This is a genomic window from Nocardia sp. NPDC051990, from assembly GCF_040680755.1.
Taxonomy (GTDB): domain Bacteria; phylum Actinomycetota; class Actinomycetes; order Mycobacteriales; family Mycobacteriaceae; genus Nocardia.
The window spans coordinates 94,838-110,758 of the sequence record NZ_JBFAXH010000010.1 but is presented as its reverse complement, the minus strand read 5'-3'; the positions used below and the strand labels follow the sequence as shown (position 1 = coordinate 110,758).

The 15,921-nt window shown below is 64.8% G+C and carries 10 protein-coding genes and 1 pseudogene; 6 read left to right on the top strand and 5 right to left on the bottom strand.

Translation table 11 applies throughout. The annotated features are described in order from the left end of the window. The first annotated feature begins 188 nt into the window (after positions 1 to 188). From AB0L63_RS20070 to AB0L63_RS20055, 4 genes are read left to right on the top strand one after another with little or no spacing between them, the layout of a single operon-like run. A complete protein-coding gene (locus AB0L63_RS20070; RefSeq protein ID WP_364502763.1) occupies positions 189 to 1,556 on the top strand; it encodes an FAD-binding protein in 1,368 nt (455 codons plus the stop codon). Positions 1,557 to 1,597: 41 nt separating this feature from the next. Then, positions 1,598 to 3,058 (top strand): dihydroorotase family protein, encoded by a 1,461-nt coding sequence (locus tag AB0L63_RS20065; protein WP_364502760.1) that lies wholly within the window; start codon positions 1,598 to 1,600, stop codon positions 3,056 to 3,058. 8 nt (positions 3,059 to 3,066) lie between these two features. Continuing rightward, complete coding sequence (locus AB0L63_RS20060) at positions 3,067 to 4,284, top strand: CoA transferase (protein WP_364502757.1); 1,218 nt, start codon at positions 3,067 to 3,069, stop codon at positions 4,282 to 4,284. Between the two features lie 30 nt (positions 4,285 to 4,314). Next, positions 4,315 to 5,619 (top strand): MFS transporter, encoded by a 1,305-nt coding sequence (locus tag AB0L63_RS20055; protein ID WP_364502754.1) that lies wholly within the window; start codon positions 4,315 to 4,317, stop codon positions 5,617 to 5,619. A gap of 291 nt (positions 5,620 to 5,910) precedes the next feature. Here the strand turns inward: AB0L63_RS20055 and AB0L63_RS20050 are convergent, their stop codons facing one another. Then, positions 5,911 to 7,065, bottom strand: a complete 1,155-nt coding sequence (locus AB0L63_RS20050; RefSeq protein ID WP_364502751.1) for a serine hydrolase domain-containing protein — start codon at positions 7,063 to 7,065, stop codon at positions 5,911 to 5,913. 515 nt (positions 7,066 to 7,580) lie between these two features. Here AB0L63_RS20050 and AB0L63_RS20045 point away from each other — a divergent pair. After that, positions 7,581 to 8,546: a serine/threonine-protein kinase gene (locus AB0L63_RS20045; RefSeq protein ID WP_364502748.1), complete on the top strand. Its 966-nt coding sequence runs from the start codon at positions 7,581 to 7,583 to the stop codon at positions 8,544 to 8,546. Between the two features lie 217 nt (positions 8,547 to 8,763). Here the strand turns inward: AB0L63_RS20045 and AB0L63_RS20040 are convergent. The 3 genes and pseudogenes from AB0L63_RS20040 to AB0L63_RS20030 all read right to left on the bottom strand — a co-directional run. Next, positions 8,764 to 9,048 (bottom strand): annotated as a pseudogene (locus AB0L63_RS20040) (undecaprenyl-diphosphate phosphatase); the annotation flags it as partial. 678 nt (positions 9,049 to 9,726) lie between these two features. Beyond that, positions 9,727 to 11,154, bottom strand: coding sequence for an aspartate ammonia-lyase (locus AB0L63_RS20035; protein ID WP_364502745.1), 1,428 nt, complete (start codon positions 11,152 to 11,154; stop codon positions 9,727 to 9,729). Between the two features lie 59 nt (positions 11,155 to 11,213). Beyond that, entirely contained in the window at positions 11,214 to 11,591 is a 378-nt protein-coding gene (locus AB0L63_RS20030) for a hypothetical protein (RefSeq protein ID WP_364502742.1), read from the bottom strand. A 2,339-nt stretch (positions 11,592 to 13,930) separates the two neighbouring features. Here AB0L63_RS20030 and AB0L63_RS20025 point away from each other — a divergent pair. Beyond that, the gene (locus AB0L63_RS20025; protein WP_364502739.1) at positions 13,931 to 14,815 is read left to right on the top strand and encodes a hypothetical protein; all 885 of its coding nucleotides are present in this window, start codon (positions 13,931 to 13,933) and stop codon (positions 14,813 to 14,815) included. Between the two features lie 192 nt (positions 14,816 to 15,007). On the opposite strand, the gene AB0L63_RS20020 is transcribed toward AB0L63_RS20025, so the two are convergent. Further along, a complete protein-coding gene (locus tag AB0L63_RS20020; RefSeq protein ID WP_364502736.1) occupies positions 15,008 to 15,916 on the bottom strand; it encodes a UbiA family prenyltransferase in 909 nt (302 codons plus the stop codon). Positions 15,917 to 15,921: the final 5 nt, after the last annotated feature.

The window sequence follows — 15,921 nt, the reverse complement described above, 5'->3', positions numbered from 1 at the left end:
CGACCGGGTAAACCTAGAAACAATTTGTACCGCTCAGCGGAACGGTTGTCCAGGGATGGAATTGGCTCGCTTCCGACACATTTTGCGTTTATCTGCGATACGCCCACTTGTGCACGCAAGGATTGCGGTGCATAGTGCTAAAGACCACATTCCAATGTTCCGCCCAGCGGAACACAGAAGGAGGAAGCGTGGAGGATCTGGATTTCGATCTCGTCGTCGCCGGCGCGGGCGGCGGGCTGGTGGCCGCCCTGCGGGCCGCCGAACTCGGCTCGCGCGTGCTGGTAGTCGATGCTGACGAACACTTCCAGCGGGGCAACAACACCTCGATGTGCACCGCGATGATTCCCGCCGCCGGTACCAGGTGGCAGCGCTCGGCCGGTGTGCAGGACAGCCCGGACCGATTCATCGGCGACATCGAACGCAAGACCGGAGGTACGGCCGACCGGCGACTGGCCCGCGCACTGGCGCAGGCGAGCGCGCCCCTGGTCACCTGGCTGGCCGACAGTCAAGACCTCGATCTCGAACTCGTCACCGACTTTCGCTATCCCGGACACAGCGCCGATCGCTGCCACACCGTTGCGGGACGGCACGGATCCCGTCTGTTGCGGCACCTCGTGCAACGCGCACACGCCCATCCCCGGATCGAGCTCATCGCGCCGATGAGCCTGCGCGAGGTGTGCATGACCGACGGCCGCGTGAGCGGGGTCGAGATCGCCACTCCCGACGGCCACAGCGAGCAACTGGCCACAACTGGGGTGCTGCTGGCAACCAATGGTTTTGGAGCCGACCGCGCGCTCGTGCGCCAGTTGATTCCCGAGATCGCCGACTGTCACTACCACGGCGGACAGTTCAGTCGAGGCGACGCGTTGCGCATCGGCTGCGGCCTCGGAGCCGACACCGCGTATCTCGACGCCTATCAGGGCCATGCCGCGTTGTCGTCCCGCAGTCAGACACTGGTCGGCTGGGCGACAGTCGTGCACGGCGGAGTAATCGTCAACCGCGACGGACGCCGCTTCGCACCCGAATCGACCGGGTATTCGGAGTTCGCGGCGACGCTGGCCGCGCAGCCGGGCGGTACCGGCTGGATCGTCATCGACGAACACATCGAAACTCTGTGTGCGGCGTTCGACGACTTCCGCGCGGTAGCCGCCAGTGGGTCACTCGTCCGAGCCGACAACGCCGGGGAGCTGGCCGAGTGTCTCGGCGTGTCCGCGACTGCCCTCGAGGACGAATTGGTGGCAGCGCACCGCTCGGCAGCCGGTCAGGAACCGGACCGTCAGGGCCGTACCGATGAGCGGCATCCGCTGACCGCTCCGTGTATCGCGATAGCCATCACTCCCGCCCTCTTCCACACCCAAGGTGGTCTCGTCGTCGACGAACACGCACGCGTCCTCGCTGGCGGATCACCGATTCCGGGCCTGTACGCGTCAGGAGGCGCGGCGATCGGCATCTCCGGTCACGGAGCGAGCGGCTACCTCGCAGGCAACGGCCTCATCGCGGCACTCGGTCTCGCCTTCCTCGCCGCCGAGCATCTGAACAGCCCGGTTGCGGCCTGACCACCGAAATCACTGCACCGCATAACCGCCAGGAGATAACCATGACCACCTACCTGATCAAAAATGGCACCGTCGTTCGCACTGACAATGCGGCTCCCGACGAGGGCGAAGCCACGGACCTGCTCATCGTCGACGGCACGATCGCGGCGATCGGCCCCGACCTGCGGTCGGCGGAAGCCGAAATCGTCGACGCCACAGGCAAACTCGTATTCCCCGGTGTCGTAGACGCACACCAGCACTGGGGGATCTACAACTCACTGGACGTCGATACGCGCACCGAGTCCCGTGCGAGCGCACAGGGCGGTGTCACCACCGCGCTGACGTACATGCGGACCGGGCAGTACTACCTGAACAAAGGCGGCGCCTACGCCGACTTCTTCCCCGAGGTCCTCGATATCGCGTCGGGACGCAGCTACATCGACTACGCCTTCCACCTGGCGCCGATGTCCAAGCAGCACATCGGCGAAGTCCCCGACCTCGCATGCGAACAGGGTGTGACCTCGTTCAAGATCTTCATGTTCTACGGCAGCCACGGCCTGCACGGACGCTCCACCTCGCAGAGCGACTTCCTGATGATCCCCGAAGACGAACGCTACGACATCGCCCATTTCGAGTTCGTCATGCGCGGAATCCAACAGGCGCGCGAACGGTTTCCGGAAATCGCGCCACATATTTCGCTCTCGTTGCACTGTGAGACGGCCGAGATCATGAGTGCCTACACCAAGATCGTCGAAGAAGAAGGCGCGCTCACCGGTCTCGCCGCATACAGCGCGTCCCGTCCACAGCATTCCGAGGGACTGGCCGTCACCATCGCGTCGTTCCTCGCGGACGAGACAGGCCTGCCGAATATCAATCTGCTGCACCTGAGTTCGGCGAAGGCGCTGAAGGCGGCGATGAATATGGCCGAGGCCTTCCCGCATGTGGACTTCCGCCGCGAGGTGACGATCGGACACCTGCTCGCCGATATCGACACCGCCAACGGTCTGGGCGCGAAGGTGAATCCCCCCATCCGGCCACGCGAGGATGTCGAGGCGCTGTGGGATCACATGCTCGCCGGCAACATCGACTGGGTGGTCTCCGATCACGCGTGCTGCAAGGACGAACTCAAATTCGGCGCGGACCGCGACGATGTGTTCGCTGCCAAGTCCGGTTTCGGTGGCGCCGAGTACCTGCTGCCCGGCCTGATCACCGAGGGCCGCAAGCGCGGCCTTTCGCTACGCCGGATCGCGCAACTCACGGCGACGAATCCCGCTGATCGCTACGGACTCCCCGGTAAGGGCAGGATCGCCGAGGGTGTCGACGCCGATATCGCCATCGTGGATCCGAACCGGACGTGGACCGTGCACGCCGCCGACTCCGAGTCCACACAGGAGTACACGCCGTTCGAAGGGTTCGAGTTGACCGCCGCGGTAACCGACACCTTCGTTCGCGGCAATCGCGTACTGACCGATGGCACCGTCACGGGCGCCCCCACGGGACGCTACCTCGCCCGGCCGTACTGAGGAGAACGGTGAACGACACTACGAACAACAACCAGCCGACCGGCCCACTGCGTGGGATCAAGATTCTGGATGCCTCCACCATCCTGGCCGGTCCGCTGGCGGCCCAGATCCTGGGCGACTTCGGCGCGGACGTGATCAAGATCGAACATCCGCAGCGGCTTGACGGGATGCGCGGCCATGGACTCGACAAAGCGGGAGTTCCGCTGTGGTGGAAGATGGTCAGCCGTAACAAGCAGACGATCACGCTGAACCTGAGCACCTCCGACGGGCAGGAGATCTTCCGGGAACTGGCGCGCGAAGCAGACGTTGTCATCGAGAACTTCCGGCCCGGGACGTTCGAGCGCTGGGGCCTGTCCTATGCCGAACTCTCGGCCGCCAATCCGGGACTGATCATGCTGCGCGTCACCGGGTTCGGGCAGCACGGTCCCTATGCCACCCGGCCGGTGTTCGGCACCTTGGTCGAATCGATGAGCGGATTCGCGCACCTGACCGGCCAGCCCGACGGACCGCCTACCCTCCCGGCTTTCGGGCTCGCCGACTCCATCGCCGGAATCGCTGGTTCCGCCGCGGTATCGATGGCACTGTTCGACCGCGAACGGCACGGCGGGACCGGACAGGTAATCGATCTCGACCTGCTCACACCGATCATGACGGCGGTCGGCCCCGGCGTGATCTACGCCGACCAACTCGGGATCGACCAGGAACGCACCGGCAACAGATCGCAGAACAACGCCCCCCGCAACCTCTACCGCACCAAAGACGACCACTGGGTGGCGATCTCGACCAGCGCCCAGGCCATCGCGGAACGCGTTATGCGCATCGTGGGACATCCCGAAGTCCTCGACGAGGAGTGGTTCGCGACCGGACGTGAACGCGCTCAGCACGCCGACCTGCTGGACGAGTACGTCGGCGGCTGGATAGCAGAACGCACCCGCGACGAAGTCAGCGCTGTTTTCGAAGAGGCGGGCGCGGCGGTCGCGCCGGTCTATCGACCGAGCGACCTCCTCACCGACCCGCAGGTCGTCGCCACCGACATGATCACCACGGTCGAGGACGACGAACTGGGTCCGATGCGCATGCACAACGTCATGTGGCGCATGGGGCAGACCCCCGGTTCGATCCGGCACACCGGCCGCCCCGCGGGCGCCGACACCAACAGGATTCTCACCAACCTCGGGCTCAGTACCGACGACATCGACAACCTGCGGCTGCGCGGGGTCATCTGACCCGCCACAGTTCAATCCGAGGAGTTTGCTATGAAATCGCGTTGGTGGACCATCACCATCATTTTGGGCCTGGTGGTGGTGAACTACATCGACCGCAGCGCCATCTCATTCGCCGCCAGTCATCTCCGACAAGAATTCGGAATCACACCCGGCCAATACGGCATGATCAGTTCCGCATTCTCGATCGGCTACATGCTTTTCGCCCTGCTTTCCGGACCATTGGTCGATCGTTTCGGCTCGCGGCGTGTGCTCCTCGCAGGGATGCTGATCTGGGCCGCGGCGACAGCATTGACCCCGTTCGCCGGAGGATTCATCGGCCTCATCCTGTTGCGGATACTGCTGGGGGCGGGTGAAGCGCCCTGTTTCCCGGCGGCGACCCGGATCGCAAGCCGCTGGTTGCCCGCACAGGAGCGAGGCAAGGCGCTCGCGCTCATCGGTGGAGTAGCGGTCTCGGGCAGTCTGCTCGTCGGCGGCCCGATCCTCACCCAGTTGATTGCCTTCACCGGCTGGAAGGGCATGTTCTGGGTGCTGGCGGCGGCCGGCATCGTGTGGCTCGGCGCGGCATACCCCTACTTGAAGAACTCGCCGAGCGAGGCGTCTTTCGTTTCTGACGAAGAGTTGCGCTATATCCGAGCAGGTCAGACCGATGGTGAAGACAGCGGCCATGAGTCGAAGGTCGACTGGGGCGAAATCCTGCGCAATCGCAATCTCTGGCTCGTCGGCCTCGGCTACTTCGCCTGGGGCTTCATGTTCTGGGCATTCATGTACTGGCTCCCGCAGTACCTGGAACACGAATTCAGCTTGTCGATCAAAGCCGTCGGCGCATTCTCGGTCGCGCCGTGGACGGCTGGCGTTATCGGAGCGCTCATCGGTGGAATCATCGTCGACCGCGTGTACAAGCGCACCCAGAGCATTCGTTCGCGATTCGTCATCATCGGTGTGGCGTTGCTCCTCGCGGGCGTTTCGATCGCCCCAATCCTCTTCGTCCCCGGCAATCTCACGGTCGCGCTCGTGTGTATTTCGGCAGGCGTCGGCTTCGGGTTCATCACCGGCGGCATATGGTGGGTGGCCTCGATCGACGCAGCACCCAGTCAGCCCGGCACCGCAGCAGGTTTCGCGGATGCCTGTTTCGCCCTCTCCGGAATCATCGCACCCTCGGTGATGGGTTTCATCGTGGCTCGAACGGGCACCTACGACGGTGGATTCATCGTCATGAGCGCGCTGTGTCTGATCGGCTCGGCGGCCATGCTGCTGTTCACCAACGAACCGGCACGGCGTCCGGGCTCCGAGCACCGGCGAACAGCCACCGACGACGAACGCACCGCGGCGGGATAGCAGGGCTCCGGCCTCCAAGGGCTCGACAGCGGCCTGGGACAGTTGTCCGGCCGACCACCGCACGAAGGCGCACATGAGGAATACGGAATCGGTATGCAGATCATGGCGTCGCGCTCGGCACCTCGACCGGCTGAGGGTTCTGGCGCCGGATGTCGGGCCGCCAGCTCGAAAACCCCAGGAGTGGAACGCGTTAGAGTCAGAACAAGGGGCACGTAGCAATTCGGCGAGATGCGAGCCGATGCCAGCGGAATGCGCACGCAGGGCCGACGTGCGGTCGTATTCGCTGGCCCCTCACAGGGCTGCGTAGACCGCCTCGATCAGCTGGCATGCGCGGCGATCGCCGGACAGCCAATCTCGGCGGAGGTTCGGGACGAAGGCGAAGGCCACCTGATGGTCGATGTCACCGATCGCGATCGAGCCGCCCGCCCCCGGATGGCCGAAGGCAGTTTCCCGGGCGGCGGGCGGCAGGGGCATGTTCTGGGACGCGCGGGCATACCCGAGACCGTAGGCCGACTCGAGCAGGAGCACCTCGTCGCGGCCGCGGACGCGTTCGCTGATCGCGTCGTCGAGGATGTATCGCGGTAGCAGTGCACCGGCGATCAGATCACGATAGAAGCTGGCGAGGGCGCCCGCTGTGGTGACCAGTCCGGAGGCCGGCCATCCCCCGGTGAGGACCTCCGGCTTGTTGTAGGAGCCGCGGGGATTGGTGGTGGAGCGAGTGATGAGCGAATTGGGGTCTGCGTATGCGCGCGCCATCCGTGTGACCGTCTCGCTATCGATAGGTGAGGAGTCTCCGGTCCATTTCGCTTCGACTGCCGGCGGTGATGCAAGACGGGCGGTCTGTTCCAAGACGGGCCCGGCCGGGCCGATGTGGAGGTCCGCGTTGAGATGGCGGCGGGTGTACTCGCCGACCGTCGATCCGGCGTGGCGGCGGACGAATTCGCCGGCAAGCCAGCCGAAGGTGAGGGCATGGTAGCCGTGCCGGGTGCCTGGTTCCCAGACCGCGGTCTGGGTGGCAAGGATGGATGCCATCAGTTCCGGATCGGCAGCCTCGCTAGGGGAGATCGGCCGATCGAAGGCTGGTAGCCCAGCCGTGTGTGCGAGCAGGTCCGCGGTGGTCGTGGATTCTTTACCGGCACAGGCATACTCGGGCCACCAGGAGGCAACAGGGGCATCTATCGACACGCCGGCATCGGCGGCGACCCGCAGCGCCGCCGTTGCCGTTACCGCCTTGGTGCAGGAGAACGTGACACACGGCGTTTCGCGTTCCCATGCACGCCCAGTCGTCGCGTCGGCCGTCCCACCCCATAGATCGACCACCAGTCGCCCGCTCACGTAGACGGCAACACCGGCACCCAGATTCTGCCCGTCCGCGAAGCTCGCCTCGAAACTATCTCGAACTGCTCGAAATGCAGAGTCGACTCGACCCGATATCTGATCTACCATGCCATAAAGTAGAACACGTTCTAGTTTTTGGCGGTAGTGCGCTGATGACTGAGCAGCATTTTGCGCGGTCCGTAGCCGGTTGAGCGCTTCCGCCTCGCCGCTCCAGGTCCGACTCGGAACATGCGGTTGTGTAGGAGGATGACGTCGTATTGCCGATCGCGCAGATCGCCTGCCGCCTAGCGTATGTCGGCGGCATGGCGTTCGATTCGGTCTTCGACACCGGCTTTCACAACGCGTCCGCGCGTAGCGCGCAACGACGGCTCGAGGTGTCCGGGACCGTAACGTGGTGGCCCGCTCGAGCCGGCCCCGCTGCGTCGCCGCCGCTCGAAATATCAGAGCGCCGCGCGCGACAGCGAAAACCGTAGAGCCGGAACTCGTTTCTGCCGGAGCCGCACGATTCGTCAACTTCTGTGACAGGAGATCTGTGCTGCGCGCTGTTCGCATCGACCGCCGATTTCCCAGCAGCGAGAAGTTTGCGCCATCGATGCCGGGCCTCGGCAAACTACGGTGTGGCGGTGGTACTGGAACCGAATGACCGGTTTGCTGGATTCGTTGTGCAGGCTCGGCTTGGTCATGGCGGTAGCAGTGATGTGTATCTGGCCGAGGAATCGGAACGGGCACGGCAGGTATCGCTGAAGATTCTCGGACCCGAGGACAGCCGGTCACCCGAGGCGCGTGCGCGATTCGTGCACGAGTTCGACATCCTGTCTGTGCTGCGGCATCCCAATATCGTGCGGATGTACACGCACGGTGAAACCGACGGCAGGCTGTGGTCGGCGCACGAGTACGTGGCTGGTGCAACGGGGGCGACATTGGTGCCGGCACCGCACCGAGATCCGGACCTGCGGCGGGTGCTGCACGTGCTGGCCCGGGTCGCGGCGGGTTTGGATTTCGTGCACGCCAACGACATAGTCCATCTCGACGTCAAACCGGCGAATCTCTTGGTGGGTTCGCACGACCCCGGGACGGTGAAACTTTCGGATTTCGATCAAGCCCGATGGCTGCATCGGCCGGAGCCGCCCTTGGCCACCAACGGTTTCGTCGTCGTTTCGGTGCCGTATGCGGCGCCCGAGTTGCTGCAGGCCGGCGCGGTATGCCCGGCGACGGACCAGTACGCGCTGATCTCCACGGCCATCGAACTGCTCACCGGCCGCCCACCGTTCCCTCGCGGAAATCTCATGGCCACCGCGCAGGCCCAGCTGCACGACCCGCCCCCGGAAATCTCCGCTCGTCGACACTGGATCCCACCCGAGGTCGACACGATCCTGCACCGTGCACTCGCAAAGGATCCGAGCGCTCGCTACACCACCTGCACCGAACCCATCGCCCTACTCACCGAGGCCCTGCACGACGCCGACCCTCGCGCGCATACTCCCTTCCTGAAGCGCTTGAATGCTGCGTTCACTCGATCGCCGCTGCTGCGAACCACCTTCGGGCGCAATGCCTCCGGTGACGATTTCCGCAGGATTGATCGGCGCTAGCGCCATTAACTGGTGGTTCGAACCCTGCGGTATTCCCCCGTGGCTGCGCTGGTGAATTCTGACGTCGGCTATCGGCGAACTACGATGTCGCCCATCGAGACCGAGATCCGATGGACCGGCTTCGATGAGCAGGACTGTTCGGCGCTGGTGGCCGATCTGCTCCCCGATGACGCGGAGTTACCCCCGGTGCGCACCATCACGGTGGATGTCTCACTACGGTATCGAGCTGCCTGGTGCGCAGCGTTGTGACGAAACCGACGACTATCGCGCACCAGTCGCGCCAGTAATACCCGAGCAACGCAACGGCTGTCGCCACGTGTAGCGCGACCACGAACGCCAAGTAGGGATTGCCCGCGTCGGAGTCGTTCTGGACCAACAACTTCCGCCAATCACCGCCTACCCATGCGGCGATCAGCACGGAGTGACCGAGGCTGGAGATCGGGAACAGCTCGCTGACCCCCTGTACCACACCGATGACAGTCGCTTCGAGATAGGTGATCATCGCGACGATTGTTGCACGTGCGCGACTGTCCTTCCGGCGGGGAGAAGCACGTGCCGATTTGTCCGAATCTCCGTTGCCGCAGCATCTTTCGGGAGTGGTATCTGCCGGATCACCGGTGCGGCATTGCCGTCTGACGGTCGCCCGGCTTCGCGCCGTTCCATCGGCGGTCGGCACGACTGGAGACCGCTGTGTCGTGCTGGCGGAGCGCGTCGGGGAACATCCGGCACGGAAAGACCTGCGGTGCCCAGCAATTCGTCGGCGAGCATCGGGCGAACTTCGCCCACTGGTTCATTTTGCGAGGTGTCCTCGGGCGGAGAAGGTTTCGAATTACCGATGTCCGGGAGGAATGTGGTGATTTCGCAGTGCGCCACTGGATCGGGAACAGCAGCCATGCGGTGGGGTATTTGTTGACCTGCCCGGCGACACTGTGTCTCGCCGGGCAGGTCCCCTTCCCCGTTCGCTGCGCATACGCCGCCACGTCGCGCAGCGCTGCCATGCTAGCCCAACCGGCCCGCAATGCCGGGCAGCCACGCCGACTGCGGGGTGTGCGAAGCGTAGATCGGCTGGGGTGACGCACTAACCAAGGTGAGCTCGTAGTTGATGCAAACGGTGGACGGCCTATGTGCTGCTGGACCAGCCCGCCCTACCCCGAGGTGTGAAGCGGACAGTCCGCGGTAACTACTGCGCCGCAGCAGGTTCGGCTTCCGGGGCCGGCAGTCCGGCGAGCCGGTGCGGTGCCAGTAGGGATTTCACGGTCTCGGCGGGTAGCAGGCCGAGTTCGGTGGCGATTTCCTCGACGGAGCGGCCGGTGTGCAAGGCCTGCTTGGCGATTTGGGCGCTGGCGGCGTAACCGATATGGGGGGTGAGCGCGGTGACGATGCCGATGGAGCGGCGCACACCCTGTTCCAGGTGGTCGCGGTGGGGGGTGATCCCGGCGACGCATCTGGTTGCCAGGGTGTCGATGGCGGCGGTGAGGTGGGCGGTGGTGCGCAGCAGGCTGTAGGCGATGATCGGCTCGAAGGCATTGAGCTGGAGTTGGCCCGCCTCTGCGGCCATGGTAACGGTCATATCGTTGCCGACGGCCGCGAACGCGACCTGGTTGACGACCTCCGGGATGACCGGATTTACTTTGCCGGGCATGATGGATGATCCGGCTTGCACTGGGGGAAGGGAGATTTCCCCCAGACCGGTCGTCGGTCCCGAGGACATGAGCCGCAGGTCGTTGCAGATCTTGGACAGTTTGACCGCGACGCGTTTGACGATGCCGGAGATCTGCACGAACGCCCCACAGTCCTGGGTGGCTTCGATGAGGTCGGCGGCCGAGATCACCGGAATCCCAGTGATATCGGCGAGGTGGGTGCAGGCCAGCGCCGGATAATCCGGATGGCCGTTGATCCCGGTGCCGATCGCGGTGCCACCGAGATTGCATTCGCGCAGCAGTGCGGTGCCCTCGTCGAGGCGGGCGCAGTCCTCGCGCACCATGATCGCGAAGGTACCGAACTCCTGCCCGAGTGTCATGGGCACGGCGTCTTGGAGCTGGGTGCGGCCCATCTTGATGACATCGCCGAATTCGATTGCTTTGCTGTCGAATTCGGTCGCCAGTCGACCCAGTGCGGCGACCAGATCGTGGATGTGGTGCACGATGGCGAGTTTCACGGCGGTCGGGTAGACGTCGTTGGTGGATTGGCCCAGATTTACCTGGTCGAGCGGGTCCAGTGCGGTGTAGTCGCCGCGATCGTGGCCTAGCAACTCCAGTGCGCGGTTGGCGATGACCTCGTTGGCATTCATATTCGTCGAGGTACCAGCCCCGCCCTGGACCGGGTCGATGGGGAACTGGTCGTGCAGTGCGCCGCCGCGGATCTCATCGCAGGCCGCATCGATGGCGTCGGCACGGCGTGTATCGAGCAGGCCGAGGTCCCGGTTGGCGCGGCAGGCGGCCTGTTTGACCGCGGCGAGCGCGGAGATCAGGGCCGGGTAATTGCCTATGTGGTCGCCCGTGATGGCGAAATTGTCCAGCGCGCGGGCGGTGTGGACGCCCCAGTAGGCCGCGCGTGGTACCGCGCGGGTGCCGAGGGAATCGCGTTCGGTGCGAGTGCTTTCGGTCATCGGATTCCTGTTCAGTTGAGTGCATGCGGGATCGGCTGTGTCGCGGGGTGATTCGAGAGTTAGCCGAGTAGGTTCGTGGTCATCCACCGGCGCGGCTCGCCACCGGGCAGTCGGTGTCGACCAGGTAGCCGAGTTTTCGCGAGCGCGGCCTCCTTGATCATATCGGTGCCACTGATGGCACCGGCAGCGCACATGGCCCGGCCGGGTTGATGGCGGTCGAGATCGACTGTGCCGCTGTCGCAGTGAGTGATGACGACCACGGTTGTCCCACTTGCGGTTGCCGCACGGATCGCCTCGACCGTTGCCGAACCAAGCAGCGGTAGTGCGCGCTGGATGGTGAGTGATGCGGCGAGCAGGCGCGAGTTGTTCGGGTCGGTGGGATCGATGTCGGCAAGTTCGGTGATGCGGCGTAGTCGATAAAGTGTTGGGGCGCACATGAAGTCGTGCGTGCGCCGCTTTGCGGTCGGAGCCGTGATACAGATGTGCTTCCAACGCCTCCTGCATATGAGGGGTTGCTCAGCAGTGGGGTGATCCGCTCGGCCAGTCGATCGCGGGCATGGCCCCGGTCGGGTGAGTTGATATTCGAGCAGCAGATCGTCGAGTCGGTAGGTTCCGGTTGGGCGGGCCGAGTAGGCGTTCGAGCGTGGCGAGTTCGGCCACTGCCGCCGCGGCATCGGGCAGTTCGGCGCGCGGGACCGCCAGGCAATCCGCGAGATGTGGTTCGGCCGGACTGTCGCCAGCCCGACGTATCCGGGCAGCCCCGGTTCCTCGGGATACGGCTGGGAGCAAGGCGATTCCGGTGGATCCGTTGAACGTCACCAGCGCCGTGTAGTTGCGCATCATGTCGAGAGCGTGTTGCAGGTCGCCGATCTACTGGCCCGACGACGGATGCCTTGATCAGGATCGACAGCGGAAAGCGGTCTTCAGAGTCGATCGATGAACCCCCTGCACGAATCGGCCGAGCCGGGCAAGGTGCGGACTTCCCAATCTCGAGAGGTTCGACGATCTGAGTGAAGATTGACTGTGCCACTGTCCATACTCGGGCCATGCGACGCGGACCGTGGTTATGGGTCAGCACACCCGGTTGTACCTGACCGCGGTAACGACACAGCAGGAGACCTCGGTGAATCAGCGGTCGCGATTCGACCCGGGCGAACTGCGGGCGATGGTCACGAGGCTGGAACGCCTCATCGCCGAAGCGAACCGAACCGTCATAGAGTTGAAGGCCGCGATCGAATTTGCGGAGGTGCGTTCGGACGCGGTATCCGTGGAGGTGCCGTCGGACCTGGTATCCGTGGAGAAGCCCTCCGACGTGACATCCGGAGCGGCGCATTCTGTTGGCGCATCCATGGAAGTGCATTCGGTCGTCGGATCTGCGGGGGTGCATTCGGTCGGCGCAGCTCCGAGGGCGCAGTCGATCGGGGCAGCTGCGGCGGCCCGGTCAGACGTGGCAGCCGCGGTGCAGTCGGACGCCACGGCTTGTGCGGTGCAGTTGGATGTCACATCTGCAGTGGTGCGGCCGGATATCGCGTCAGGTCAACCGGCAGCAGAGCAACCCACCGCAAGACGCCACCGCCCGCCCGTGCGCGAGCCTGCACCGACCCCGTGGTCCCGTCGAACAGTGGTGGACACTCCATGGTCGCAACGTACGGTCCGGCCGCGCCCGGCGAGGCCGAGTGTGTCCGCCGAAGTCTCCGCATTCCCTGCACCGCAAGCGATTCCACTCCCAGCCGCACCGGTTGCCCAACCGACCGCACCGCGACAAGCTACCCCAGTCTTCGCGGGACCTGACGCTGTAGTGTCGGCACCGAATGGTCCACTGGGCAAGATCACGAAGCCGGAGACGATCCGACAGACGACAAATATTGAAGCGCCCAGGGTAGTTTCGCCACCGGTGGATGTTCGGCCACCAGATCCTCTGCCGCTGTCGGCTGATGTTGCGGAGCACGTCGCGGTGCCGATAGATGTTGGGCCACGTCCGACTCCACCTCCGCCGGCCGATGTTCGGGAACCCGAAATGGCACGGCAGCAGCCCGTGGGTGTTGGTGAGCCGGAGGGTAAGCCGCTGCCGATGGCAGTGCGGGGGCCGGGGGCTGGCCGGCAATCCGCCGATGTTCCACAACCCGAGACGGTAAGTGCGCCAGTGGATCTGGAGTCGCCTGTGGCCGTGCCGTTGCCAGCGGATGTTGCGGAGCCCACGGCGGTGGTACCACCGGCAGATGCTCGTGAGCCGCGGGCGATGCCGTTAACGACAGATGTTCGGGCGCCTGGGGCACTGTCGCCGCTGGTGAGTGTCCCCGAGCCGGAGGCAGCGTCGCAACCGGGGGATGCTCGCGAACCGGAGGCAGTACAACTGTCGATGGATGTTGAAGTCCCGGAAAGGGTGCCGGTATCGGCGGATATTGCGGAGCCCGAAGCGGAGGCGGATGTTCGGGAAGCCGCGGCGCTGCCGGTGGATCTTCCGAAGCCGGACGCAGTGCCGCTCCCGGCCCACGCTTCGCCCGAGACGGAGCGCCCGCCGGTGGATGTTGGAGCGCGGGAGGCGGTTCCGCTATCGGCAGTTGTTCGGGTACCGGAGTCACTGCCGGTGCCGGCGGATGTCGAGCAGTTCGATGCGGCTTCGTTGCCGGTTTATGTGCAACAGCCTGAGTCTGCGTCGATCTACATGGACGGCCCCGGGTCGGTACACCCGCCGGTGGATGTTGGGGTGTCCGAGGTGGTGTCGTCAGCGGTTGCTGCCGAGTTCGCGGCGGTTCCGCTATCGGAAGATGTTCGGGTGCCGGAGGCAAGGGTGGTGCCGGCGGATGTCGAGCAGTTCGATGCGGCTGCGCTGCCGGTGTGCGTTCACGAACCGGAGTCGGCGTCGGGGCACCAACCCGAGTCGGTGCCGCTGCCCGGCTATGGTCAAGAACCCGAGGTGGTGGGGCCGTCGGCGGAGGAACTGGAGCCGGCGACTGTACCGCTACCGGTATACGTTCCGGAATCCGAGACTGTACAACCTCCGGAATATCCCGATGTGGAGATGCCGCGCTCTCCTGGGGATTCCGCCGATTCGGTGACACCTCGGACGGCTGTCGAGTTGGCGGCACAGCACGGGCTGGACATTGTCGGGTTCGATGGGCCGAGCATGGATACGTATGTAGTTGGGGAGATCACCGCGGCGGTCGACGATATGCTGACCAGGTATCCGATCGCCTTGCGTGGCATACGGATTACCGACCCGGACGATAGTGCGCCCGCGGTGCGCGGGCCGTCTCCGGCGCTACCGCATTCGGATGCTTCGGCGATTTGGATGGTGCTCGATGGCGGGGCCTTGGCGACCCTGGTTCCGTCGGCCGAAAGCGCGCGGCCGCGGAGGTGGCTGCGCCGTCGGCGCAATGCCGACCGGCCGGTGTATGCCGCGGTCGTGCGCGAATTCGGTTGTGCGCTCGATGTCGCGGGCGACTTTCGTGCCCGGCACGAGGCGCAGCGCCGACTGATAACCGAATCCTTGCGTGGCAGTGCGAATCTCGCCTACAACCCGCTGGATCCGAGTCTTGCCCTGCTCGATGCCTTCACCGATGTCGTGCTGCATGGGGATCGTGCGGGAAAATTGGCAAAGGAGTTGCACGACATGCTGGTGAAAATGGCGCGAGCCGCGTCGACCGATCTGTCGGCCTGAGCGGGGTCACGGGGTGAGCACCCACCGCCGACAGCGTGTCTCGAACACTCGCAGATGCGACACCGAAGCCGCAGTCGGTGCCGCTGGTGTCGCGTGTTCGAGGGCAGACCGCGCTCACCCGGTTCGGGTAATCCGATCCCTCCCCGGTCTGCGTAGGCGCCTCCTATCGATGCTCTCGATTCGGTAGACCGGTCACGTTCCGAAGGCGAGGACCGCGCTGGCCAGCGTCAGGCAGTACCAGTAGGTGTAGAGGAGGTAGGTGATGTGATCCGCGCGGCGATCCCGGCACCGCAGCACGCGGTAGGCGATGACGTAGGAAAGCAGCGCCGCGACCAGACCGAGCAGCGCGGCGGGGGCCGGTGCGTTCCGATAGATGAGAAAATGCATGGCGATCGGATAGCTCGCGAAGGCGGCCGCGAAGAACCGTCGGCAGGCTATTTCGCCGAAAACCACTGCGGCGGTGCGTCTTCCGACTGCCATATCCCCGTCGATATCGCGCAGATCTTGCAGGGATACGAGCACGCTCAGTGGGATGGCGATTGCCGCGATCCAGGTCCAGGCCGCAGGCGTCAGGGGAGTCACGATCTGCCAGGCGGCCGCGAGCTGGGCGATCGTACCCGCGACCATTGCGGCATTCTTGCCCCACAGTGTGCGGGCACCGCCGAAGAGATTGTGGAAGGCCCACGCCACTATCCAGAGCACCGTCCATTCCAGGACCCGCAGCACCGCACCCAGCGTGAGGAAGGCGGCAGTGGCCCAGACGAGCCGCCACTTGGCGCCTCGCGGGGTAACGAGTCCGACGACGAGCGGGCGGTGCGGCTTGTTGCGGCGATCCTCCTCGATCCCGGTCAATTGGTTGGACAAGTTGAAGGTGTAGATGTAAAGCCAGAAATAGATCAGACATTCGGCCAACACCTGCGGTAGTGACGCGACACTCGCATGAGTGCTCGTCCAAGCCGCAACGGCGAAGGTCGTCGCGGGCACGACGGTCGCCGTGAGATCACCTGCGCTGAACGACCAGCAGATGTGGAGTTCACGCAGTAGGGCACTGGTCAGCTCGCCGACCCTGCGGTACGCAGGCGCGTCGGCGGGGGCGGCCATGTCCG